This is a genomic window from Paenibacillus terreus (assembly GCF_042138595.1).
GTDB lineage: Bacteria > Bacillota > Bacilli > Paenibacillales > Paenibacillaceae > Paenibacillus > Paenibacillus terreus.
In genome coordinates this window covers 44,467-67,686 of the sequence record NZ_JBHIRX010000013.1, presented here as the reverse complement: position 1 = coordinate 67,686, position 23,220 = coordinate 44,467, and the positions used below count along the sequence as shown (strand labels likewise).

Annotated in this window: 18 protein-coding genes, 1 other RNA gene and 1 pseudogene; 5 read left to right on the top strand and 15 right to left on the bottom strand. The window is 46.6% G+C overall.

Going from position 1 to position 23,220, the window contains the following annotated elements; all coding sequences use genetic code 11:
* Nucleotides 1-71 precede the first annotated feature (71 nt).
* The 5 genes from ACE5KN_RS21055 to ACE5KN_RS21035 all read right to left on the bottom strand — a co-directional run bounded on the left by ACE5KN_RS21055 (nucleotide 72) and on the right by ACE5KN_RS21035 (nucleotide 10,917).
* Complete coding sequence (locus ACE5KN_RS21055) at nucleotides 72-3,629, bottom strand: S-layer homology domain-containing protein (RefSeq protein WP_375527033.1); 3,558 nt, start codon at nucleotides 3,627-3,629, stop codon at nucleotides 72-74.
* Nucleotides 3,630-3,812: 183 nt separating this feature from the next.
* The gene (locus ACE5KN_RS21050) at nucleotides 3,813-5,111 is read right to left on the bottom strand and encodes a glycosyltransferase family 2 protein (RefSeq protein WP_375527034.1); all 1,299 of its coding nucleotides are present in this window, start codon (nucleotides 5,109-5,111) and stop codon (nucleotides 3,813-3,815) included.
* A gap of 158 nt (nucleotides 5,112-5,269) precedes the next feature.
* Nucleotides 5,270-6,169, bottom strand: coding sequence for a GGDEF domain-containing protein (locus tag ACE5KN_RS21045; RefSeq protein WP_375527035.1), 900 nt, complete (start codon nucleotides 6,167-6,169; stop codon nucleotides 5,270-5,272).
* 24 nt (nucleotides 6,170-6,193) lie between these two features.
* Nucleotides 6,194-7,285, bottom strand: coding sequence for a glycosyl hydrolase (locus ACE5KN_RS21040; protein ID WP_375527036.1), 1,092 nt, complete (start codon nucleotides 7,283-7,285; stop codon nucleotides 6,194-6,196).
* 521 nt (nucleotides 7,286-7,806) lie between these two features.
* Nucleotides 7,807-10,917, bottom strand: coding sequence for an S-layer homology domain-containing protein (locus tag ACE5KN_RS21035; RefSeq protein WP_375533143.1), 3,111 nt, complete (start codon nucleotides 10,915-10,917; stop codon nucleotides 7,807-7,809).
* Between the two features lie 1,043 nt (nucleotides 10,918-11,960).
* On the opposite strand from ACE5KN_RS21035, the gene ACE5KN_RS21030 reads away from it, so the two are divergent.
* From ACE5KN_RS21030 to ACE5KN_RS21020, 3 genes are all read left to right on the top strand, one after another.
* Nucleotides 11,961-12,410, top strand: a complete 450-nt coding sequence (locus ACE5KN_RS21030) for a MarR family winged helix-turn-helix transcriptional regulator (protein WP_375527038.1) — start codon at nucleotides 11,961-11,963, stop codon at nucleotides 12,408-12,410.
* A 52-nt stretch (nucleotides 12,411-12,462) separates the two neighbouring features.
* Nucleotides 12,463-13,239 carry a pirin family protein gene (locus ACE5KN_RS21025; protein WP_375527094.1) on the top strand — a complete coding sequence of 259 codons (777 nt, stop codon included), beginning with the start codon at nucleotides 12,463-12,465 and terminating at the stop codon, nucleotides 13,237-13,239.
* Between the two features lie 84 nt (nucleotides 13,240-13,323).
* Nucleotides 13,324-13,728 carry a DoxX family protein gene (locus ACE5KN_RS21020; protein ID WP_375527039.1) on the top strand — a complete coding sequence of 135 codons (405 nt, stop codon included), beginning with the start codon at nucleotides 13,324-13,326 and terminating at the stop codon, nucleotides 13,726-13,728.
* A gap of 361 nt (nucleotides 13,729-14,089) precedes the next feature.
* On the opposite strand, the gene ACE5KN_RS21015 is transcribed toward ACE5KN_RS21020, so the two are convergent.
* Nucleotides 14,090-14,398: a winged helix-turn-helix transcriptional regulator gene (locus ACE5KN_RS21015; RefSeq protein ID WP_375527040.1), complete on the bottom strand. Its 309-nt coding sequence runs from the start codon at nucleotides 14,396-14,398 to the stop codon at nucleotides 14,090-14,092.
* Between the two features lie 128 nt (nucleotides 14,399-14,526).
* Between ACE5KN_RS21015 and ACE5KN_RS21010 the strand changes: the two genes are divergently transcribed.
* Nucleotides 14,527-15,693, top strand: coding sequence for an MFS transporter (locus tag ACE5KN_RS21010; RefSeq protein ID WP_375527041.1), 1,167 nt, complete (start codon nucleotides 14,527-14,529; stop codon nucleotides 15,691-15,693).
* A 161-nt stretch (nucleotides 15,694-15,854) separates the two neighbouring features.
* On the opposite strand, the gene ACE5KN_RS21005 is transcribed toward ACE5KN_RS21010, so the two are convergent.
* On the bottom strand, nucleotides 15,855-16,055 hold the full coding sequence (locus ACE5KN_RS21005) for a hypothetical protein (RefSeq protein ID WP_375527042.1): 201 nt from the start codon (nucleotides 16,053-16,055) through the stop codon (nucleotides 15,855-15,857).
* A 290-nt stretch (nucleotides 16,056-16,345) separates the two neighbouring features.
* Between ACE5KN_RS21005 and ACE5KN_RS21000 the strand changes: the two genes are divergently transcribed.
* A complete protein-coding gene (locus ACE5KN_RS21000) occupies nucleotides 16,346-16,897 on the top strand; it encodes a DUF421 domain-containing protein (RefSeq protein ID WP_375533142.1) in 552 nt (183 codons plus the stop codon).
* Between the two features lie 155 nt (nucleotides 16,898-17,052).
* Here the strand turns inward: ACE5KN_RS21000 and ACE5KN_RS20995 are convergent, their stop codons facing one another.
* The 8 genes and pseudogenes from ACE5KN_RS20995 to smpB all read right to left on the bottom strand — a co-directional run bounded on the left by ACE5KN_RS20995 (nucleotide 17,053) and on the right by smpB (nucleotide 23,025).
* Complete coding sequence (locus tag ACE5KN_RS20995) at nucleotides 17,053-17,436, bottom strand: retropepsin-like aspartic protease (protein ID WP_375527044.1); 384 nt, start codon at nucleotides 17,434-17,436, stop codon at nucleotides 17,053-17,055.
* Nucleotides 17,433-17,690, bottom strand: coding sequence for a hypothetical protein (locus tag ACE5KN_RS20990; protein WP_375527045.1), 258 nt, complete (start codon nucleotides 17,688-17,690; stop codon nucleotides 17,433-17,435). The genes ACE5KN_RS20995 and ACE5KN_RS20990 overlap by 4 nt, the downstream gene beginning before the upstream one ends.
* Nucleotides 17,691-17,851: 161 nt before the next feature.
* A complete protein-coding gene (locus ACE5KN_RS20985) occupies nucleotides 17,852-18,409 on the bottom strand; it encodes a hypothetical protein (protein ID WP_375527046.1) in 558 nt (185 codons plus the stop codon).
* A 26-nt stretch (nucleotides 18,410-18,435) separates the two neighbouring features.
* Nucleotides 18,436-19,320: a hypothetical protein gene (locus tag ACE5KN_RS20980; RefSeq protein WP_375527047.1), complete on the bottom strand. Its 885-nt coding sequence runs from the start codon at nucleotides 19,318-19,320 to the stop codon at nucleotides 18,436-18,438.
* 147 nt (nucleotides 19,321-19,467) lie between these two features.
* Nucleotides 19,468-21,186, bottom strand: a complete 1,719-nt coding sequence (locus tag ACE5KN_RS20975; RefSeq protein ID WP_375527048.1) for a restriction endonuclease — start codon at nucleotides 21,184-21,186, stop codon at nucleotides 19,468-19,470.
* Nucleotides 21,187-21,517: 331 nt separating this feature from the next.
* Nucleotides 21,518-21,853: pseudogene (locus ACE5KN_RS20970) on the bottom strand (Rpn family recombination-promoting nuclease/putative transposase); the annotation flags it as partial.
* Nucleotides 21,854-21,923: 70 nt separating this feature from the next.
* Nucleotides 21,924-22,287: a transfer-messenger RNA gene (gene ssrA, locus ACE5KN_RS20965) on the bottom strand.
* A 258-nt stretch (nucleotides 22,288-22,545) separates the two neighbouring features.
* Nucleotides 22,546-23,025 (bottom strand): SsrA-binding protein SmpB, encoded by a 480-nt coding sequence (gene smpB, locus ACE5KN_RS20960; RefSeq protein WP_375527050.1) that lies wholly within the window; start codon nucleotides 23,023-23,025, stop codon nucleotides 22,546-22,548.
* Between the last annotated feature and the right edge of the window lie 195 nt (nucleotides 23,026-23,220).

Here is a 23,220-nt window from a genome sequence, read left to right as displayed (position 1 = left end):
AGTATAAATAGTACTTTCTTTAGTTTAATGATTTTTCTGTCCCTCATGATCAATGATAACTAAGGAAGCCTCTATATATGCAAAGCCTCCAGCAGCCTGTAGACGGCTGCAATCGCTTCGGCACGCGTTACCGCACGGTCTGGCTGGAACGTGCCGTCCGGGTAGCCAGTCAGAATACCTGCATTCACCGCCGTATCGATAGAAGCACGCGCCCAGGACGGGATGCTGCTGGCATCCGTGAATTGGCTGCCTGCGCCGCTGCCGGACCCGCCCGACTCACCGGTCCCGCTGATCACATTCACTGCATTGGCCATCATGACAGCCAGTTCGGCACGTGAAATGAGCTTGTCTGCGTTAAAGACGATGCGACCATTTTCGCGCGAACCCTGAATCAATCCTGCCTCCAGAGCTGCGGCAGCCTGCTGCCTTGCCCAAGCCGGAATTTGCGCATCGTCGGCAAAGGAAGTCGCGGTATCCTGCGCGTTCATGCCGAGAGTGTCCGCCAGAATTTTGACAAACTGCGCTCTGGTCGTTTTCTCATTCGGGTGGAAATTTTGGTCCTCATACCCTTGAACCGCGTTCATCCCGATTAACCGTTCCGCAAACGGCAGCGCCCAATGATCGGCCAGATCGCTGAATGCCTTTGGCTGATAGCTGAAGACAGCGAACTTGGCAAAATGATTGACGCTGGTCGTTACGTTTCCATCGCCAATGCCGGTTCCACCGACGAAAATCCATCTTCCCTGCTGGTCATTATAATAATAGACGGCAGGTACACTATTGCCGGACAGAGCGTCCGTATCGTAGTTGAAGGTAAACTTCACAGCGGAACCGAACGTGTTGCCTGCTTCGTTGGACAGCTCCACCACCGGGCTGATCCGGGACAGACCACCTGCTTGAGGTGTCACACCGTCGGCAAGTACGGCGGCTTTGACTTGGCTGTCTGAACTCCACACCCCTGCCGGCACTTCAATGAGGATAACGCCGCTGATTTCGTCGCTAATAGCTTGTCCTGCAGGAACCTCGATCACCTTCGATGCGGGCTGTCCGTTCCCACTGCTTCCCGCTTCTCCACTGCTTGATCCGCTGCCTCCCGCCTGGCTTCCGCCTGATCCGCCGCTGCCGGAATTGCCTTTATCCGAATGATCCGAGTCATGTCCACCCGCATGATTATGATCTGAGTCGTCATCATTGGAATCGTCATTGCCGTTTCCAGGATTTCCATCTCCGGGATTCCCATTTCCCGGATTCCCGTTTCCGGGATTGTCCTCGTCTGCAAGCACATTGACCGTACGGATAACTTCTGCAGCCGGGTTGCCGGCCAGGTCATTTACGTTATAGCGCAAGGTATAAGTTCCGGCAGTATTTGTATCCACCGCCCCGCTTACCTGCACATCGCCTGCCAGGCCCACGTTATCTGTGGCATCCGCCCCCGCTTCTGTATAGGAGGAACCAACAGTCAGATTAACCGTTTGCGTCCCGCGCAGCATAATTACAGGAGGCGTGCGGTCAATGTTCACCTCCACCGCCTGTGTCTTCTGCAGATTTAAATTGTCGGTCGCCCGGAAAGTCAGCGTATGCGCACCTTCACCAGCGACTTCAATACTCTCGTCAGCCTTATAAGGCTCATATTCACCTCCATCCATGGACAATTCGAGCGAGACGTCTGTCACAGGCTCCGAGTAGACCGCATACACGCTGGTTATGACGCCTTGATTCGTCCATGCCCCGCTCGCATAACGATTCCCGTCCTCAGTGGTCATGGACGCCTTCAATTCAACAGGCGACGTATCCCCGAAGCCTTTCACAGTAACAACAAAGGTCTTGGTCACACTGACATCCCCACGTGTAATGGTCGCCGTAAGGGTCACATCCGTATCCTCTGCCGGATAACGTACAAGCAGACGGCCATCATGACTGATGAGCTCCGGATTGGAGCTTTCCCATTGAACGCCCACCCCGTGCTCGCCTGCCGCAGGCAGCTGCAGATCATCGACAATGCCGCTCGTATCGCCAAGACTTAACTGTGCAGCGATGTCTTCCACGGCCTGCTCGTCGCTGTAAGGCGCTACGTCTACAAAGATCGGATTGGAGTAGAACCAGAGATCCGAATAGTTGCGATTGTTAATTTCCGTAAAACGGGTCTCATTGTCTGCTGTTGTATTTTTCACATCAATCAGCGGCTCACCATTGCGCGTTTCCCCCGGCACATCCACGCCCAGATTGGTGCCGCGAAGACGGAAATACTGGTTTTTCTCCGCTGGGCCAAGCTTGTAGGTGATCACGTTGTAGCCGTCCTCATCCGTCGTCCACTCGTCTCTCGTAAAACGCTTCAGAACTCTGGTGGAGTCATTGGTGCTTTTCGTATATTCGGCGGTGCCAGGCTCAGCTAGCCCGGTGACGTCACCCGCAATCAGATCCACGTGATCCACGGTAACGGGATCGCCGTTATTGTTGCTTTCCGGACTTTTGAAGCGGATGGTCAGCTCCATGTCGTCCCCTTGTGTCACCTGCAGGTCTTCGCCCATCTCCGCTGCTTGACCTGCTCCGGCAATGCGGAAGTCCAGCGCGTCAATCAGGTCGCCGAACACGGAGAACGATTTACCAGAACGCATGCCGTCTACAACAGCGTGCATGTCGGAGCCGTTCACCCAGGTGTAGTTTTTGGAATAATCCCCTGGCAGGTATCCGCTGGAGTATTGACGGGTGCTGTCAATATGGAAATGATAATCCGAATTGGCAAAGTTCCAGAAGTGGCGCCCTTCCCCAAGCAGCGCATCCCAAACTCCGCCAAGCTGTGCAACCATGATATCCGTCCCGCCGTACGCCTGGGCCACCTCGCCACGGTCCGGCGCCATCTGGTTGCCCAGCATGCCCTCGAAGCCAAAGGCGATCTTCGGCGCAATATTATTGAAATCACGGATATCCTCGATTTTAAATTCCGCGGAGCTGCCTCTTTTTCTGGATGGATGGTTAATGATCATATAGCTTTCCGGATAGTTAGCCTTGAGCCATTGAACAGCCTTGCGGGCATCCTCCTTGGTGCTGTAAGCTCTGCTATCTTCCGCATTCCATCTGGCCACGTCCTGCGGATCATACAAGCTTTCGCTCCGGTTTGTGAACAGGTACTCAAAATGGCTGATCGCCTCAACGATGTTGGCTGCGTTTAACTCATCCGGCAGAACGCCGACGCCCACATGATCGTAGGTTGGCATATCCCACTCGAAGCCGGTGAAGATGGTTTTATTCTTGTATTTGCCCGCTGCCTGAAGCTGCTCGATTTTAGGAAGCTGGTACAGCTCAATACCCTTCGACAACGGAATAGAGCCGCCGGTCAGAGAAGCTCCTGTGTCATCCCGGCCTTCCATACGCAAATGGTCGGAGACGCCGAGCCAGTCCAGGTTATTCGCCTCAAAGGCATGATCCAGCACATCTTCAAGAGACGTCTGAGCGTCATCGGATTGGTAAGTGTGGGTATGGTATTCCCCCGCCATCCATCTGCCGCCGCTTGGCGCCTGATTCTCTGCCCCCGAAGCGGCATAGCCGGCCGGAACCGCGATTCCCGCTGCAAGCAGGCTGCCCGCCAGGAAGCTTACTGTCATTTTTTTAAACCATAACCCCGATTTCATGTAAGAAAACCTCTTTCGACGTATATTCACAGAAGCCAGACCGCGTTAAGCAGAATCTAAAAAAATAGCCCTCCCAGTCGGCTCGGATGATTTCAATGTATCAAGCCGCTGTTAGAGCTATGTATTAGAAAGGTAAAATCTGTGCCGTCTATTGTAAAATGATGTCGAAATATCGGGAATTCCTCAGCCGAACCGCTGCGTTTTATACCATTTGTTGCTTTGCCGCCCCGCCACTTTATCCACGATAATGGACCCGAAGGCCTTCACCGAGATGATCAGGAACAGCTGGGCATACGTGAAATAAGAGAGGCATGAAATCACAAAGTTCTCCGTATTGCTCTGTCCGATATCCGATGCAAGCGCCAAATTGATCTGCAGGACGTAGATAAAATACATCAAAGCCCAGGCCACGACCAGATAGACATAGACATCGCTAGTAAATTGGAGTGGACTGTTTATATTCGGGAAGAACAGATGAACAATCTGATAAATGACATTGATTACGAAAATGATATCCGAAATCACAATCGCCAGCATAAACCAGAAATAACTGGCGGCATAATACAGGATATGCAGCTTGATGCGCCAGCTCGTCCTGTCGAATAAATGATGGAAATTGTTCATGATGACATGGAAGTTCCCTTTGGACCACCGCCCGCGCTGTTTTGTATAAACGCTCAGCTTCTCAGGCTCCTGCTGATACGCCTCGGCCTGTGGAGCTAGCGCAATGAGCTGGCCTTTTTTCATAATTTCAAAGGATACCGCCGTATCCTCCGTAATGGCTTCCTCGTCCCAACCGCCAATGTCTCGCATCAGGTCAGCCTTCACGATAAAATTCGTGCCCGGGATGGTGCCGATCTTGAACAGCTCCCACAGCCCGGTATGATGCACCCGCTGGACGGTCACTAGTTCCTGGTTAATGGCTTTGGACAGGAAGTTCTGGCCTCGGTTGCGGGCTTTGTTGCGGCCGAAAACCGCGCCATATAATTCAGGCTCTTCCAGCGCCTTCTGCACCAGAAACAGCAGGGCGTTGCGTTCCGGTGCCGCGTCGGCATCGTACACGCAGATCCATTCTCCCTTGGCCAGCTTCAGCGCATCATTTAATGCCCCGGATTTACCGCCAGTGCCCGTTCGCTCAAAAATCGTAAAATCACGGTGCTTGTAGCTGGATCTGTTTTTCAAATCCCTCAGCTTCTCTGCCGTCTGATCAGAGCAGTTATCTGCAATCATGATGATTTGCACTTTGTCCTCGGGATAGTTCAGCCGCAGGATATGCTCCGCCGTAATAGCCACGACCAGCTCCTCGTTATGGGCCGGTACAAGTACGGTGACGGTAGGGAAATGGTCCATATTTTCCGGGATTACAAAATTGGTCCGGTTTTGCCTGTTCATGAAACGAATGGCCCCGGCCATAATGACAATCGCTTCCGATACTGCTATCCAAATGCTTATGATGGTTACAAGAAGTATAAAATCAGTCACTTGGTCTCCCCCGATCATATTTGCGATTCACTTGAGCCCGAAAGACCAATGTGGCTGCCGTCAGAATGATAATGGTAACCGTAAAAAAAGCACTGACAATAATACATAAAGGGATGAACCAATCCAAGTAGCTATCCATCTGTGTCAAACCTCTTCCCTTATATATACTCTCCGATTAAATCGGTTTCCGTATTTCTTTCTAAAGCGGCGATGACGCCCTCTATATTCTCATACTTGCTGAACTGCTCGGGATGAAATACGAGAGCACCCGAACGGACCACCAGCTTGAGCGGCCTGCCTTTCAAATCTGCAAAAGGAACATCCATCATCGCTTTTTTAATACGATCCGTCAGGGATTCCAAAAATTCCGCGGGGGTCATCGGGCAAATGATGACGAAGCGGCCGTTATCAATAAAGAACTTGTAATCCTCATAGCGGAGCTGCTTCTGGATGGTGTCGGACAAATCTCTCAGCAGCGCTGCATACCCCTGTGAGCCAAGAGACTCCTGTACTAGCGGCAAAAATTCAATTTTAAACATAGCCACACAGAAGCCGTACCTGTCCGGGTGCCTGCGGGCCAGATTGGACTGCTTGACGATCGCATCGGCAAACGCATCTTTGTTGCCCAGCGTCGTATGGGGATCAACTTGCGGATTTGTCCGCTCCAGCTCCTCCATGCGCTCCAGGAACCGGTTGCTCCGAATCAAATACGTTTTAATCAGTGCCGCTGCCAGAGCATTGCCCGGAATCAGCAGAAACGAGGAGATAACCAGCACCTCCGGCGGAGCATAAGTAGCGAGCCACACAAGATAGCATACGAGAAACACAAATATCCCGACGACCGACACTCCGACGGGCAGCAGCAGTCCGGCCACCAGAGCCACAAGCACCGCCGCATTAAAAAGCAAATCCTGCACGGTATAGGTTTGCGATACGTAGATGTCCACAAAGACAAACTGCTCCTGCAGCAGAGCAATTGCAATTAACAATATATATCCCCATACCACTCCATATAGAGGTGTTTTTTTACTAAGTTGTGCCATTCTTTCCGTTGTCATGATGTCACCTGCACATTCTGGATTTTAATTCAAGGTTTCCTCTGCGATCAGGGGAAGCAGATTGTCAAACAAATGGGTATCCTTATCAAACACATAGCCTCCGGGATAGTCCGGGTCCTGCCCGCGAAACTGCAGCATACGATCATAGAGCTGGCGGGCAAATGCCGTATCGCCTGATTTCAACGCCAGCAGAATGGACAGCCCGTAGACGGAAGGGGATTCATAGGGCGCATCAGGCTGCCTTGTTTCTCTGCTGTAACGTCCCTGGATTTGATGCTTCTGCTCGAATTCAGTTTTAAGGAATGCAAGCAGTTTGTCGGACGAGCGACCGATTTCCGCGCAGTTCAAAGCGACGAGCAGCTGGTCGATCAGATTGACTGAGTCATCGTAAATGTAGGCTTTTTTATCGATATCATATATTTTCGGGTAAAAGACACCGTCATCCGGCATATCCGTCAGCAGCTGCTTATGTCGTTCGTAAACAGACTGCTTCAGAGCCCCGCTGCGGGTCATATTCGATAGCGCGGACATGTCCACATAAGCAAGGCTGAGTGTATTCGGCGAATGGCCGTTTGAAAAATCATGAAAATCAACAAAAAAACCATCCTTCATGAGGGATGAAACGAGCGTTTTCGTCAGCCCATCTGCGGTCACCCGGTAACTTTCCTCGTCCCACTGATCCGCCGCCTTCCACAAGGCATCGATAATCCGGAAATCATCGCCAAGCGCATTGGTGGTCACCTTGGACTGCCCGTCCTCCGTCAACTTCCAGGCAATATAACCCTCAGGCATGATAAATTTGCTATTTAACACCTCGTAACTGGAATCAAACAGGGACTTGTCCTGCTTCAGCAAAGCATACTGCATCCACAGCCCTACCGATTCCGAGAGTGCCTCTCTTCCCGCAACGATCTCCGGTACCGTGGAAGTTCCTTCCTTGAGATAGCTCGCCAGTGTTCCGTTCGCATTGGTCATGTACTGCTCGATAAACTGTTCCGTGGAGGATATCTGGGATTTGTGCATATTTTCCTTCCAATATATAAATGCGGCAATGCTGCCGCCAATAAGAAGCACCGATAACAGGATCACCACGAATCCTGAGGGTCTCTTGTGCATTCAGCCACCTCTGATGAATTTGTGCTTTAGTGCTTAGCTTTTTAGAACATATCTCCTATTGAAGCACATATTATGGAAACATTCCATACATATTTATGAAACAAAAAAACCAACCATTGGCGGCTTTCAAGCCGTCAATGGTTGTAGGATTAAGAAAAGCCCAAAAGGGCAAAAAAAAATAATTATTTCATATTCTAACAAACAGAACTCTACAATAACTCTACAAGATTCTACAAAAAACAATTTTTCCGCTAAAAAACCGTCTATCGACATACTTTCACAGAGGCCAGTCCGCGTTTAGCGGAAGTTTGTAAATTCTGTATCCATAAAAAAATGTCTATCGACGCACATTCAAAGAAGCCAGACCGCGTTTGGCAGTAGTTTTTCTTGCGATTATAGAATTGTTCAGCTCCGCTGAAAACTATAAATTCTATTATCATCAAAAAAACACTGACGGCCCATTAGCCGTCAGTGTTTTCGGGAATCGTTAAGGATGTTGCAATCAAAGAGTGGATTTGCTTTTACTGATCAATCAAATTGGTGGATTTCAACATTCTGGCGATCAGCGCCGTCACTTCCGCACGCTTCATCGTCGCTTGTGGGCTGAGTTTAGTGCCATTGCCCTCGATGATGCCTGCTTCGATCAATTGCGCCACATCCGTTTTCGCCCAGTTCGACACTTTGGATCCATCTTTATATCGAGCCAGTACGGAAGTATCCTGTCCGGCTGCATTCTCGGATGTGATCAGGCGATACGCGCGGGCGATCATTGCGAAGCCTTGCTCTCTCGTGATCTGCTTGTCGCCGTAGAATTTTCCATCTTCATAACCGCGAACGATGTCAAATTCATTCGCAATCGTGACGGACTTTGCGTACCATGCAGATCCCGATACATCAGCGAAGCTAGACTGTGGCGCGTCGGGACGCATCAGACCCAGACCAAGAACCACGATCTCCGCGAATTCGGAGCGCGTTATACTGCGGTTCGGTGCGAACGTATTATTTCCGTTCCCTTTCAAGTCCAGTCTGGCCGCAATGTTATTAACATCCTCTTTACCCCAATGATTTCTTACATCATCGAAGTCTTGAGGATTCCAGATCACCGAGTACGTGCCGCTGCTGCGCAGATCGTTAATTTGCGCAAAATAACGGTCATTGATCTTTGTTACTACAGTTGGAACGTGATATACGCTGCCGTCTGGGTTCACTACTACGCCAGTCGTAATCCGGTTTGTATCAATACCTGCTGGCAGAGCGATGTATTTCACCGCATAGCCGTTCAGTTGGCCGGATTTCGCGGTTTTTCCGTCATGGCTAAACGTCAAATCCAGATCTACCGGATCGACCAGCAGCTCAAAACCTGCTGCCGCTGCCTTGCTCTTCGCAGATGCAATCACATTTTCGGATGCACGCTTAATGTCGATACGCACTCCGATGTCGCTCAGTGCGGCGTTGCCCAATTGACTTGCCACAGAGGACAGGTTCATTTTCCCAGCCGGAACCGGATAAATGGCCAGCAGATTGCTGATTTCCAGATTTGCTCCTTTATCAGCCAGTTGCTTGAGCGTATCCGCTGTCAGACCTTCTACAGTCATGTCGCCTTCATTCGGCGAATGAATCGCCAGCTTCTGACCATTACCTTGCGAAATGGCATCATTCAGCTTGCTCTGATCTACTTTTACCGACGTTGTTGTACGACCATTAGAAGTCGATACCGTTCCGGTTGCAAATGGATTGTCGTTGCCATTCAAAGTAACATCAATATTTGCCTTTGGAGCCTCAGGAGTAGCTGGAGTTGTCGGCGTAGTTGTGCTTCCGCCACCTCCGCCTCCACTGCTGCCCTTGTTATCGTCGTTATTACTGCTGCTGCCGGAGCTTCTATAGACCGTCACCGTATACTCTCTAGATTGACCGTCTTCATCCGTCACCCGGACAACAATGGTATTCGAACCGCGATTCAGCGCCAGAGGATCGCTAAGGCTGCCGCTGGCTACTTCCTGCCAATCGCCATCATTCACCCGGATTTCAATCTTGGCGTTCGGATCAAGCGACGTTGGGGTGAACTGCATTTCATACACGCTTTTCCCTACATTCATCGTATAGGTTGTCCGGTCCGGATTAAATGCCGGATCCAGGCTTCCCTCGGATGGAACGAGCGAAGTCAGCTTGCCACCAATGCTCGCTCTTTCACGGGTAATTTCAATCGTGTATTCGTTCAAAAGGTTGCCGTTCTTGTCATAGACACCAACGGTGATAACATTCTTGCCTTCCTGAAGCGGAAGGTTGTCCCAATCATCTGCGGAGACACTTACGCCATTCAGGCTGACCCGTACCTCGGTATCTTCCGGATACTGTGCAGCCGGGTTAATGCTGACGCTGTACACATCATTGCTTACCGTAGCTGTGTAGGTGGTTTGGCTTGGATCAAACTCTGGAGTCAATCCAATCTTGGAACCATCCTCGTTGTTTAATTGTAATTCCTTTAATAGGGATTTTTCCTGATTGTCCGCTTCCGGAGTCTTAACGATTGTACCCGTTACGCCCGTCGTTGGAAGCGGCTCGGCTGTATCGACAGGAATGGCCACAATTTGATAATTGGTATTCGGATCAAGGTTATCGAAAGTTATTTCCGAGCCCGTGCCTGGTACCCACTCGCTCACCACATTGCCTTGCTCATCAGCTATAGCATATTTAACGAGCTTGGATGCTGGGTTAATAGTAATGGTTGTTTTACCAGGATGCTCTGGATCTTGTCCTGTCGCAACGTTCTCGTCCACTGTTACTGTCGGCAATGTAACTTCTTCTGATTGTGTAGCCGTCTTTGGAGTTGTAGTGTCTGCATCAAACGTCGTCGAAGCAACTACTTTGTACTTCCCTCCCGGCAGTAAAGGCCTGAATACGATCGGCTCTCCGTTGCTTGGATACCACCCATTTGCATCAGGTGTAATTTCATTGCCATTTTGGTCATACGCTTTATATCCTGTAACGGGGTTCCCGTCAAGATCGGTAATGCTCATCACCGTACTTACATCAAGAGGGGTTGCAGTAATTGCGCCTGAGCCTTCATAAACCGAATAAACGGCCGACGTTACATCCTTAATACCACTGGTAAAAGCAGCAACATTCGTTGTCGCCGTGATAGCATCACCTATGACACCGGAATTATATTCGACGATAACACCGGGATCTTTGTAGGCACTAGAGCCACCATGTGTATTATTTACAGCTAAGTAACCTATCTTCGTATTATTAGTGTCCAACAGAAGTGTAAGATGGTCGTATGCTCCATTAGGTACAAAATTACTCGTCAACTCAAGGCCTGTTGGTTGACCATTTGATACATATCTTGTCTCATTATTAGTAGAGGTGCTCCAGTTAGATGCCGCTGTAGTTTTTGTGGCACCTATGAAGCTTATAAAATCCCACTCTGCGGTAAAGCTAGTCTTAAATTCTTTAAACATACTGGCAATGGCCAGCATTTCCGCAGGCTTATTTGCTGCTGGCTCTACAAGATGCCCGCGATTGTTCGTTGCAATCGTTACAGCATCCTTAAAAGTCATGGTAGCCGGTCTTGCCACGTATACAAAATGGCGTCCATTGTACGTGCGGACAGATGTTTTCCCATCGCTCAACGGCGCCCCTGGCATCACGTTTACTGTGACCTTTTGGGATTGTCCTGAAGCTTGCGTAAATGTCAACTTTCCAATTGTATCTTGGATGTCAGCATAAGTATTGCTGCCTGTAAAGTTGAATATCCGGTTGGTAGACGTGGACTTGTCAGTGACAACGCCACTGATTGTGATGCCATTCGTCAACTCGGTAATACCATTACCAAGAGTTCCGACGGCAATCGAACCATTATTCACGGCCACTGTAAAGTATCCGCCCGCCGGATCAACGACACCGTTGCTTCCAAATGCAGCTTTTGATAGCTGATAGGTCGTTTCGGATAATCGAGCAGGCGTACCAAGATCAAGTGCTGGTGCAGCTGCTGCTCTTACTTGTGACGGCTGAAAAGGCAATATCGTCAATACCATAACGATTGCCATCATCACGGACATTATTTTTCGATTTTTTAGTTTCACTGTTTCCCGCTAACGAAAGCATATAGGAATGCCATATTGCAGATTTCTTTCTGTTAGCAGATTTCCCCCCTTTTTATAAAATGATGTGTCGATGCATCCGATTCAAGCGCCGTTGCTCTCTTATTCCCCAATCCCTTTTTCAAACATTTTACAAGGGTAACTGTTTATTTGGACTCCAGTAACCTCCTTTGTTCGCCAACGAACTTATCATCGTTTTCTTTGGCTGGGATTGCAAAATAGGCTGGCACCTTTACACAATCTCTTTTTGTTGAAATTTGAAGCATAATATTTTCGTCAAATTCCAACATCTACTGCACTTCTTAGTTTAACGGTCCTATCTCTACAAAATCTCTACAAGCTGAAATGAAGGTCAGGTGCAAGTCACGCTTCAAGAACAAAATCATTCTTCGAGTGACATAGCGTCAAAACCAACCAATATATCCACAACTTTATACACACCTTATCCACAGATTACAAGAATCATAATTTCCTATACAACAAAAAACCATTGACATCAGAATAATCCCTGGTATATATTTATCTCAACTTAAAGATTTTCAAAAAAGAGACTACTTAAGGGAGTGATCACATTGCCCCTTCAACTGGACGACGCTCAGGCAACATCCCTAAAGCTATTCGTTGTTCTTTCCAAAGCATACAAAGCAATTTCGGAGCAGGTTATAAAGGATGTGAAGCAGTATGGTCTATCCCCTTCCGAATTTATGATTCTGGAAGTGCTATATACGAAGCGGCGGATTCCTCTGCAGCAAATTGGGGAAAAAATATTAGTAACAAGCGGCAGCGTCACCTACAATATCGACAAGCTGGAGAAGAAGCAGCTGTTAAGACGCGTTCCCTGCCGGGAAGACCGCAGAGTGATCTATGCTGAAATTACAGAGGCCGGAGATGAATTTCTGAGCCAGATCTTCCCGGATCATGCGGTGACTGTCCATCATTTAATGGAGGGAATTTCCCTGACTGAACAAGAGGCGGCGATTGCACTTCTCAAGAAGCTGGGGAAAAGCGTGAAGCCAGGTTAGAGGCTCAGTTCATATAGATTTGATTTCAAATGTATAGAAGGAGGAATTCATGGTGCAACCAAGAGTATACACCCCTGCCATGCAGGGAAAGGGCGAATTTGACGGCGGAAAAATCAAGGAACAAAAGCCCATCGGCTTCTCGGGCGAGGGATCGGTCATCAAACGTGTCGGCCCTCTGTTCTACTGGGCATGGGGGACCTCAAGCGAAGAGGCCATCATCGGATTGCATCCTCATGAAGGCTTCGAGATTATGACCTATGTAGTGGAAGGCCTCTCCTCCCATAAAGATACCATGGGAACGGACAGCGCAGTCGGCGCGGGCGGAGTTCAGATCATGCAAACCGGCGCGGGCGTCAGTCATCAGGAAAAGCTCAGCCCGAATACGGAGTTTTTTCAAATCTGGTTTGAGCCTTATTTAGAGGAAGCGATGCTGAGACAACCGGTCTATCACCAATATGAGCATGCAGATTTCCCGCAGCAAAGCCATGCAGCAGGCTATAAAGTAAAAACGGTAATTGGCAGCGGTGCCCCTATCGAGCTTGTGGCCGACGCAGAAATGTGGGACGTTGAAGTTAGCGAAGGAACCAAGTATGAGCATACAGTGCCTGCAGGCTACACTCTAACAGCTCTTGCCATTCGCGGGCAAGGTGTATGGGGAGAAGCTGGCGCAGCGAAGCATCCCCTTCCTTTTCATCATCAAGATTTCATTGTTGGGTATGCGGATTCAGATACAACGGTGGAAATTACAAATTCGAATGAAGGTATTTTGCGGCTGATCCTCATCAAGGTGCCGACAACCGTAAGTTATCCGCTTCAACCGAAGCGATAATATCAGGAATGTATAAGTTGCTCACGTCATATATCTTTAATTAGAGATTATCAAAATAAAAATTAAACTTAGGAGATGATTAGAATGATGGCATTAGGATTATTGGTCATACGTGTGGTTGTAGGCTTGTTGTTTGTGGGGCATGGTGCGCAAAAGCTGTTCGGCTGGTTTGGCGGTCACGGTCCGAAAGGAACGGGCGGATGGCTGGAATCGATCGGCGTTAAACCCGGTGTCACGATGGCAGTCATAGCCGGACTCCTGGAATTCCTGGGAGGTCTTCTGTTTGCGCTAGGACTGCTGACCCCAATCGGAGCATTGTTCATCATCATCGCCATGATTGGCGCCATTAAAACTGCACACGCCAAAAACGGTCTCTGGGTGACGAATAACGGCTACGAGTACAACCTTGTTCTGATCGCGGCAGCCGCAGGTATTGCTTTGACGGGTGCGGGTACTTATTCTCTGGATGCTGTATTGAATATTTTTTAATGAAAAGTAAAAAGAACACAAGGTTCACTCTATATAAGCTGTTCCATATATAGCAAAAGAGCCCCGGACAGAGCACATTCCGTCTTGGGCTTAAATTTTTTCGTATGATTCATTTTTTGCGGATGGGATACTTTGCCGATTAGGTCCGGTTTCGGGAATTGTTTTGTCTACCGCAATAGATGGCTGGCCCCGAATATCTCCCATCATATCCACATACCGTGGTAGGCGGCAGGGTCCCTGTGCAGCTTTTGCTTGACCCGACTTCCCCTCCAGGGGAATTGGAAACGTACAGCAGCCCACCATTTTACGTTATTTGTTGACTACAGGAACAGAAAGACGCCCGGCTTGGGATCACAGGGGATTATTGCCATCTAAGCGCCCATTTTTCCATTTCGGTCAGAGCGTGTTTAAAGTCCATCCCCTTCTCCGTCAAACTATACTCCACCGAAACCGGCACGGTAGGAAATACCTTACGGTGCACGATCCCTTTCGCCTCAAGATGCTTAAGCGCGTTTGTTAATGACTGTGTTCTGACGACGGCCACGTCACGATGCAGCTGCTTGAATCGCTTCGGTCCGGCAGCCAGCTTGGCAATAATCAGAATCGACCATTTGGCCTCAAGCACTTCCAAGAATGCGCAGGTATGCATAAACTCCTCGTTCATATTCATGATGCACCTCCACTTTCCAAAGTATAGCTGGTCAATTTATTTGGTTTATATCCATTCATTTTGCCTTCTTATCTAAGTATAGCTTCTTAATTATAATACAACCAAGACTTAGGAAGGGAATGGTTCTCATGTATCGATCAGCTATTTACCTGCTTGCGCTGGCCGTGTTTCTGACTGCTACTTCAGAACTGGTCATCTCCGGTATCCTGGCCATCATTGCGAACGATATGGGCATTTCGCTTGCCGCTGCCGGGCAGCTCATCACCTTTTATTCACTTGCATTTGCCATTGGCACTCCTGTTGTGATATCGCTGACCTCCCGCATAGACCGTAAAAAGCTTCTTTTCTCGGCCATGGTTGCTTTCACGGCAGGCTGTGCGCTTTCGGCCCTCAGTGCGTCGGCGGCCATGCTGATTGTGTCGCGAATTATACTTGGCGCGAGTTCCGGTGTTTTTCTGGTCACCGCATTTGGCATCGCAGCCAAGCTGGTGCCGGCTGAGAAGCTCGGCAGCGCGATCGGGACCATTATTCTCGGCTTTAGCACGGCCATGATTTTGGGCGTGCCCGCAGGCATTACGATTACCGAGTGGCTGAATTGGAAATCCATTTTTGTACTGCTTGGGCTGTTGGGCATCGTGATTGGCATGATCCTGTTTCGCCTGCTGCCGGAGATGGAAGGAGACGAACCGGCTCCGTTTTTTCAGCAATTCAAATGGTTGGGGAGCTCTGTCGTGATCATCGGCTTACTCATCACTCTGTTCCGCGAGGGCGGAAATTCCGTTATGATGACGTATTTAACGCCGTATTTGCAGGAGCTGTATCATTTGCACACATCAGAGCTGGGGCTTGTTATGCTGGGGCTGGGCGTGATCGGAGCAGTTGGCTCCCGGTTAGGCGGGTACGTTGTCGACCGCTGGGGGACCGCCGTTGTCATAGGTTATGCCCTTCTGACGCATGCGGCCGCGTTCATGCTGCTCCCCTTAACGGGCACCGTTCCGGGATTCGGATTTATTTTGATCGCCTGTGCTGTTCTAGCCATGTTTGCTGCGGGGCCGGCCATGCAGAGCTATTTTATTCAGAAAGCGCCCCATTCAGCTAATTTTATACTGAGCATAAACACATCCGTCATCCACCTTGGACTGGCGGCCGGCGCCGGCATTGGCGGCATCGCCGTTAACCAGGCAGCAACGCTGGCGTATCATCCTTGGATCTCAGGCATTCTGCTGCTGCTCGGGCTGTCAGCCTGGGCGATCGGAGCCGTCGCGGGCAGAAAGCGGGCTGAGACGGTGCAGTGATGATCAAAAACCCTGCATAAAGGATACCCTGCAATTTTATTCATGAGCCAGAAGGCTCCGAATTTAAGTAACAAGGCGATATCGTAATTATTGTTGAAAATGAATAAGCAAAAGAAGCGACCCCTTCCGGTCGCTTCTGTCATATATATCAACAGCCGTCTTCATTCTTCCTCCGTCAACGGATACGAGTAACATCCGGTTATCTCACGTTTAGACGACATTCCATACAGCTTGGACACTTGTCCGGAAATCGTAAACCCGTTAACACCAAAATGCTTGCGATAACCGCGGATGCAGCTATTCCCGTCATAAGACTTCAGCCAACTTGCTGCAGCGGACTGCAGCCGCCTCTCCCTGTTCATTCTTTTGACTCGCGGTGTATTTGTACTTTTCTTTTTCTTTCTTCCCCAACGATGTCCCTCCCACAAAATTACGAAAAGAACCGTTCAATTTTCCTCAGAATGCTCTTCCAGAATAGCAGCGATCGTCTTCACCGAATGTAACCCCTGTACATTTTATCAGATCTTTGAAGGGGCATAAAATCAAATCAGCTAATAATGCTGCACCCGAGACGCATCCAATAACGACTTATAGTATGAAAAATTATCCAACGGATATAATTGATAACAATCTTCTTAAGGGGGCAACCTGTTTGTTTGCTTTGGATGCAATAGTTCTTATCATTTCGGGATTTATTTTGCTCAGGATCGCAGGAAAAAAGGTCATTTCTGAAATGACCCCCCTTGAGATGGTGACCACGCTGGCCATCGGCACGATCATTGGACATGTTGACGCCCACAGCAGGTTATTGAGGACGATTGTTACGATTGGGTTGTTCATCATTATACTGATCGTGTTTCAATATATCGCTATGAAATGGCCTTTTTTTCAAAAAATGATTATTGGCAAACCCACGTTAGTGATCAAGGATGGGCAAATATTACAGCAAAATTTGGCTAAACTAAGAATGACTACTGAACAATTGGAACTGCGCGTCAGACAGCAAGGTATCACGAACATATCGGACATCAAAACGGCGACACTCGAAGTAAACGGCCAGCTTGGTTATGAACTCACCAAATCGGCCAGCCCGATCACTCATAAGGAGTGGGAGCAGCTGTTAAAAGCTTTAAAGGTTGAGTTGGAAAAAGAGGAACCGAAAAAAGACAGTGTGTTTGAGAAGGTGCGGAGAAATGCGGAGTAAAATCAATGGTTGGGGAGACTTTCTCTAGGTCCTCTGATACGAAAAAGGCACTGATCTTATTGGTCAGTGCCTTTAATGTGTTGAGACGAGCTGTATCTGAGTAAAACAGTTCGTCGCTATATATTTGAATTCGAATCATTGAAAAAGTTACTTAGTTAGCCTCTTGCTGTAATTGTCAACTTTCCTGAATCAATTACCAATCCGGCAGATTGAATAAAGTCAAATCCAAGGATGCCGTCAATCTCCATGCCATAATTCATTTCTCCAATCTCTACCTCAAAACCTTCCTGCGAAACCAGCCCTACTTTAACAAAATCAAACTGCTTGGAGTAAACGATCTCTACTCCGCCAACACCCCTGATTTTATTCAGAAAGTCTCCAGGTTCAATCTTAACCCCGATGGCATCTACTGCATCGGCACCGAATATCGTTCCCGCTGATCCCGTATCAAGCAATACATTTCTCAAGTGAAGTTCTCTTCCATGATAACAAATGGTAACTTCAACAAAAGGAAGCCCATATCTCACGTTAATTTTCATCGAGGGCCCCTTACTCCCGCCCACTTCTCACGAAGCTTCAACGTTTCTCGGGAAGTGTGAAAAAAACCATATTCCCGATGAGGCTGCTCCCGGTGCAATTCATAATAACGTTTCATGGCAACTGTAGAATCGTCAAATCGATCAATAAGAGCTACCTCATCAATGAGCCAATACCCATCCTTGGAATGAGACTTTAATGCTTCACAGACCACCCACTCATTAGGAAACTGTTCACGAACTTCCTCCCATCGCATCCTCATCACCTCCGAAAGAATTAATTATTTTCATTGTAGCACAAAAGACTAAACGGAGAAGGTATGTAGTATCTTATATGTAAAGTAGTAGGATCAAAAGCTGCGTTCAGCCGTCCACGATATGAAGATTCTGTAGATTTAAAATGTGGCGCCTCGTGGCTCTATTGTACGTACATTTCGGGTACAACATGCTCTCGTGTAACAACTATCTCGAAAGGAAAATAGTAATCAATATGTTCAATCAGATTAATCATTTCAATTGTTTCGTGCTCAGACATCTCTGTGCCAACTGTGTTTGTTCCCATAGAGAGCATTGTTCCAATATGTCGATAAAAACCAAACAATGAGACATGCGCGAAATCATAACCGCTCTCACTAAAAGATATATATGGGAATCCGGCAGGAATCCATAATCCTGTGATATCACAAAAATTATCACTTTTCAAAGACCGAGTTATCCTTGGATATTGAAAATATGAATTATTTATTCCTATTCTCTCTGCATACAACTTAACCAAGTATTCAAGCTCAGAATAGCTTAAGCCAAAACATGCCCTAGACAACTCTTTGTTCTCCTCAAAGTACCATGAATCACCTGTCTCGATTCTTTTTTCAATACCAAAATATGGATTATTCACCCTCGGTAATCTCATAATATAATTCTTAAGCTGTTTATAATTGGAGGGAGAATCAATTGTTTCGTACAGCTCTGACAACATAAATATTCCCCTTCTCACAAAATTAGTTAGTTCTGGTCTTCTAATTCTGCTGCTATTTCTGCCTCCATTTCTTTTTGAACTTGAACATAGCGATTGAGTCCATCCCAACAATCCTCGAATATTCCCTGCATTTCATCTTCATCCAATTCAAAATCGCTGTCATCTGTACTAATTTTAAGGATCCCTTTTTGCAGATCATACTCCGATTCAAAAATTATATCCCCTAATAAGTGCTGACCAGATATTTGTAACGACACAGTCAACGAAACTGAAGCCTTATCATTTTCAGAATCTTCTTCAGTATAGAGAACTGCTGTGATAATTACTTTTTCATCCTTATTTTCAAAACTTATCTCACCCTCCCATTCATACTCTACCAGAAAGTCGATGATTTCACTGAGTAGATCCCCAATTTGTTTCTTTACTTTGCTAATTCGTATACAAAAAGCTTCAATATCAATCTCTTGCAAACCTTCATAATCGTAGAAAGGAAACGATCTACCATCATTTTCAAATACTCTGTAAGGCACCAAAATCAGATCATCTTCTGCTCTAAAAATAATCTTTATCGGTATGAGTACATGATCAATACTTTGAGTTTTTTCTATAACTTGAAAAGAGTTATTAATAGTCTCTTCTAACTTTTGTATTAGTTTTTTGGAGAAAGTTTGCCCCTGTTTAATACCATGTTTATATCTCTTTTTCGTAACAATCTCTTTCTTTACATCGAACAGATCAGCTAAGATATTATCGATTATAATCTCATCTATAAACATTTCTTGTAAATCATCTGGTGGAAGGAAGTCAATATCCAATATTTCTCCTTTTGCTTTTCTTATAACATAGGAATTAAAAACAGGAGTATCTTCACCCATCACATATTTGAAACGCTCTATTATTTTTTCATCCAACCTATAAAGCCCTCCTTGAAAACCTTTCTTGATATATATCAACGCCCGTTTTGAATTTTAAGAAACAGACTTGAGGAGTCAATCTATTCCGGAAGAAAACGCCTTACCAGATTAAAACCAATTTCATTGCTCATGTAGTGTTCTTTTTTACTTCCCCGCAAGAATTCTTTTAGCCTCACGAAGATCAATCCTTGCATGGTGCCCATGTTTCTCCAACAAGTGTAATAAATTTGAACCATTCAATAACGTAAGTGGCTTCCCCTTTGCAAACTCATAAGCATCTGGCCCATAATCCGCTGTAGATACCAGAATCCCTTTTGTCGCACCTTCATTAACTACAGTTCCATACAAGTCCCGAACCGCAGAAAGGCCTACTGTATTTGTATATCTCTTTGCCTGGATTACAATTTTCCCGCCTCTGATCGGGTCAGGATCAAATGCAATCGCATCAACGCCCCCATCTCTACTTGCTTGAGTAACCTTTACCTCTCCACCATTAATCTGAAACTCCTTTTCAAACAGCTCACGAATCAGATGTTCAAAGTCTCCCCAATCCATTGCAGCTAAATTGGTGGATTCATCTAACTGATTTGTAACATCGTAACTCTCAACAAACCGTTTATCTGTTTTACTAATTTGGAGTATTGGTTTAACCGGGCTTAGAGCACTAAGCTTGCTACTCGCAATACCTTTTAGGTTTTTAAAACATATTCTAGGATCAACGTTTGCCAAATCAATATCTCTAAATTCTTCTTTTTTGACCTGGATTGTTAGTATGCAATTATTTTCTTCTTTTCCTGTGGCTTTATTAATGGCCTCGACCCATCCATTGAAGGAGATAGCATCAATCGCCTCCGCCTTATCTGCTTCAAACAATTCATGTAACGTACGTAAAGTGATTTTATACATTGATTCATCAAACATCTTCTGAATCTGGCTCTCTGAAAGGTGAACTTCTTTGAGTTCTTTTTTTGATGCGATGTATTTCAATTCTTTCAATGTAGGGAAACAGTTGATTGATGGCAACTGATACTCAATCACAAGAATCTTATTTTCAGGGTTGTATTCCAACTCGTAGTTCTTGGGAAAAGTCTCCGGATACTTGGAATTTTCTAATACCATTTCGCAGTATTCAATGATTGAAGCTTCATTTTGATTGAAGTATGATTTCTTCATCTCCTCAATTTTTTTATTGAAAGTTTCTTGCTCTCTTTCAAATGCTTCTTTCTTAATCTCCCATTCCTTAACCTTCTCTTTCCATTTTTGAGTTTCCTCTTCGTGTTCTTGATCCAAAAGAAGGTTGTAGTTATCAATATCTGAAATATATTCCTTCCAGTTAGCTAATGCCGTGGCGTATCTGTTCTCGTACTCCTTAATTTTTTGCTCTCTCTTCGGTTTAAGTATTTTTTCTAGTAATGTGAAACTGGGTTCCTCTTTTTTTGGTTCCTGCGGATATTCCCTCTTATTTGGGGGAGACGGTTTTGATGGTTTCTTTTCACAATATTCATCGCTTCTCTTTAAAACATCCCAATTAATAGTGTCATCAACAGCCAAAGTGTGAAGCAATAAATTATGAATAGCACTAATTGCTTCTACCGCTTCCTCTGTTCTTCTAGCCGCCTCTTCAATACTTGCTTCTTTTTCTTCTAGGCTTCGTTGTTTTAATTCAACTTTTCCCCATTTCTCATTCCACTTTTCAATCTGTAAGTCTACTTTGTTCTGAAGAATATCTAGGTCAGGTGCAGATACAATCTTGTGTTCTTTTAACCCTTCATCATACATTTCCACAGAATATTTAATAATTCGAGTAAATGCTGTGTTCCAATGCTCTTCCGCATATCCTACCTTGATACGATTTCTTTCCATAAAATCCTCCCCCGTTCAAATACCTTCGGCACTATACATAATATTACAAAATTCGCCACAGACCCTGAAATCCCTCCAAAACTGAATAAAAACTTTTGTTATAGGAAGTTTTATGCTCGTACCTTTTATAAAATACAACGATAAATGATAGTACCTCCTCCTACCACATATGGAGGTGAAGGGAGTTAAACCCCTGTTCGAAGGTAATACCATACGAAATGGAACACTTTTAACTTTACAAAATCACTATTTTTAATGCATTGAGAAATAGCTTGCAGCAAAAAAAGTTGCCAACAACCATATAGTGGTCATTGGCAACTGATAGTATGATTCATGAAGAGTGTCGTGTGTTTCTCAACCACTCTATTTCTTCTTTTGTTAGTCCGGTGGATGAAGCGATGATAGTTGCGTCCACTCCTGATTGAATCAATTTCTTGGCAATTTCGGTGGCCTTGCTCCGTTCTCCTTCTGCCTTAGCTCCTTCAATCATGGAAGCTTCATCATGTAGATACTTCTGTCTGTCTTCGTACAATCGGCGGGCCTCAGCATCCTGACTTAGAAACTCCAACGTATCCATTGCTTTTTTCAATACAGGTTCATTCATCGTCAGCACCTCCCAATTGGATTTATCGACCCCCTTCAAAAAGAGCAGCCAATTGACCAAACCGCAATGCCCCCTGAAGTATCCCCACAAAACGTAGAAAGACCACCTTCAAAGGTGGTCCCACTGATGATTTAAATGGAGGCGAGGGGAGTCGAACCCCTGTCCGAAGATAACGCCACATAAGCTTCTACGGGTGTAGTAACAGTTTTGATGTCACCCTAGAGACTCCCCGTTACCGGATTCCCTTCGGGTCAGCCTGGTTGTCTTCTTCAGCTAGCCGCAGGCGGAGACTAGACAGCGTATCCCACTAAAGTTGAGCCCTCATCCCGGTACATGGGCGATACAGAGCGAGAGCACGTCTGCAGGTTATTAAGCTGCGAGAGCGTAGTTAGTTTGTTGTTTGCCGTTTAATAGGCTTTAGCGTTGATGAAGCGGACGCGTCCCCACTACCCGCTACTCATGCTCGAACTATCCCCGTCGAATCCATAAACGCCCCCTCAATATAAAAGGGCTTCTGGATTAGATCCGGCATAACCGGGCATAAGCATTGATCTATTCCTCATCCTTTCCCTCCATTAAAGAAAGGATGTTCAGAAGCATCACGATGCAGTTTTCCTAAGAACACTGCTTAAATAGTATACCATACATCAGCATCAAAATATAGATGTTTCGATATACTGAGCGTATATAAATTGCCCCAATTCAGGCACTCTGAACCGCCATAAACAGCATCTTCCTGTGAAGCCAACTCCATATTAACGCGCGACCTTCTGCTTCTCACGTAGCGCACGTTGGATGTCGCGTTGGGCATCCCGTTTGGCAGCTGTATCGCGTTTGTCGTACTGCTTCTTACCTTTCCCCAACCCAAGCAGCAGCTTCGCATATCCATTGCGGACGTAAATCTTCAGCGGCACGATCGCGTAGCCATCCTGCTTCGACAGGCCCAGCAGCTTGTTGATCTGTTCCTTATGCAGCAGCAGCTTGCGCGCACGGGTCGGATCGGCGGGATTATGCCGGTTGCCCTGCTCGAACGGGCTGATATGCATGTTATGAATATGAATTTCCCCGTTACGGATGGTTGCAAACGCATCGTTGATATTGGAACGCCCGTTGCGGACGGACTTGATCTCCGTTCCCGTCAGCACCATTCCCGCTTCGTAGGTGTCTTCAATAAAATAATCATGGGAAGCTTTCTTGTTCTGGGCGAGCACTTTCCCGTCGGCTTTTTTACCCATGACAATCACTCCTTTAACAAAATAACATATAGCGCAGCCAGACATTAATTGTAGCAAATGCACCTTGGCAAAAGCAAGGATATCCGGCTACAATCAGCTGCAATACGACACACACTTTGCTCCGCAAGCGAACAGCCTGTCGTCACAACAGGCTGCTTGTGCTTGTTATGGCTACCAGTGTTTGTTATGGCCCCT

What these genes read in the sequence shown, in the direction of transcription:
- ACE5KN_RS20975 (WP_375527048.1), bottom strand. Translation starts at nt 21,186, where the DNA reads ATGGAAAGAAATCGTATCAAGGTAGGATATGCGGAAGAGCATTGGAAC.
- smpB (WP_375527050.1), bottom strand. Translation starts at nt 23,025, where the DNA reads ATGGGTAAAAAAGCCGACGGGAAAGTGCTCGCCCAGAACAAGAAAGCT.
- ACE5KN_RS21040 (WP_375527036.1), bottom strand. Translation starts at nt 7,285, where the DNA reads ATGCACAAGAGACCCTCAGGATTCGTGGTGATCCTGTTATCGGTGCTT.
- ACE5KN_RS21005 (WP_375527042.1), bottom strand. Translation starts at nt 16,055, where the DNA reads ATGAACAGGGAGAGGCGGCTGCAGTCCGCTGCAGCAAGTTGGCTGAAG.
- ACE5KN_RS20995 (WP_375527044.1), bottom strand. Translation starts at nt 17,436, where the DNA reads ATGAAAATTAACGTGAGATATGGGCTTCCTTTTGTTGAAGTTACCATT.
- ACE5KN_RS21020 (WP_375527039.1), top strand. Translation starts at nt 13,324, where the DNA reads ATGATGGCATTAGGATTATTGGTCATACGTGTGGTTGTAGGCTTGTTG.
- ACE5KN_RS21045 (WP_375527035.1), bottom strand. Translation starts at nt 6,169, where the DNA reads ATGACAACGGAAAGAATGGCACAACTTAGTAAAAAAACACCTCTATAT.
- ACE5KN_RS21010 (WP_375527041.1), top strand. Translation starts at nt 14,527, where the DNA reads ATGTATCGATCAGCTATTTACCTGCTTGCGCTGGCCGTGTTTCTGACT.
- ACE5KN_RS21055 (WP_375527033.1), bottom strand. Translation starts at nt 3,629, where the DNA reads ATGAAATCGGGGTTATGGTTTAAAAAAATGACAGTAAGCTTCCTGGCG.
- ACE5KN_RS21015 (WP_375527040.1), bottom strand. Translation starts at nt 14,398, where the DNA reads ATGAATATGAACGAGGAGTTTATGCATACCTGCGCATTCTTGGAAGTG.
- ACE5KN_RS20985 (WP_375527046.1), bottom strand. Translation starts at nt 18,409, where the DNA reads ATGTTGTCAGAGCTGTACGAAACAATTGATTCTCCCTCCAATTATAAA.
- ACE5KN_RS20990 (WP_375527045.1), bottom strand. Translation starts at nt 17,690, where the DNA reads ATGCGATGGGAGGAAGTTCGTGAACAGTTTCCTAATGAGTGGGTGGTC.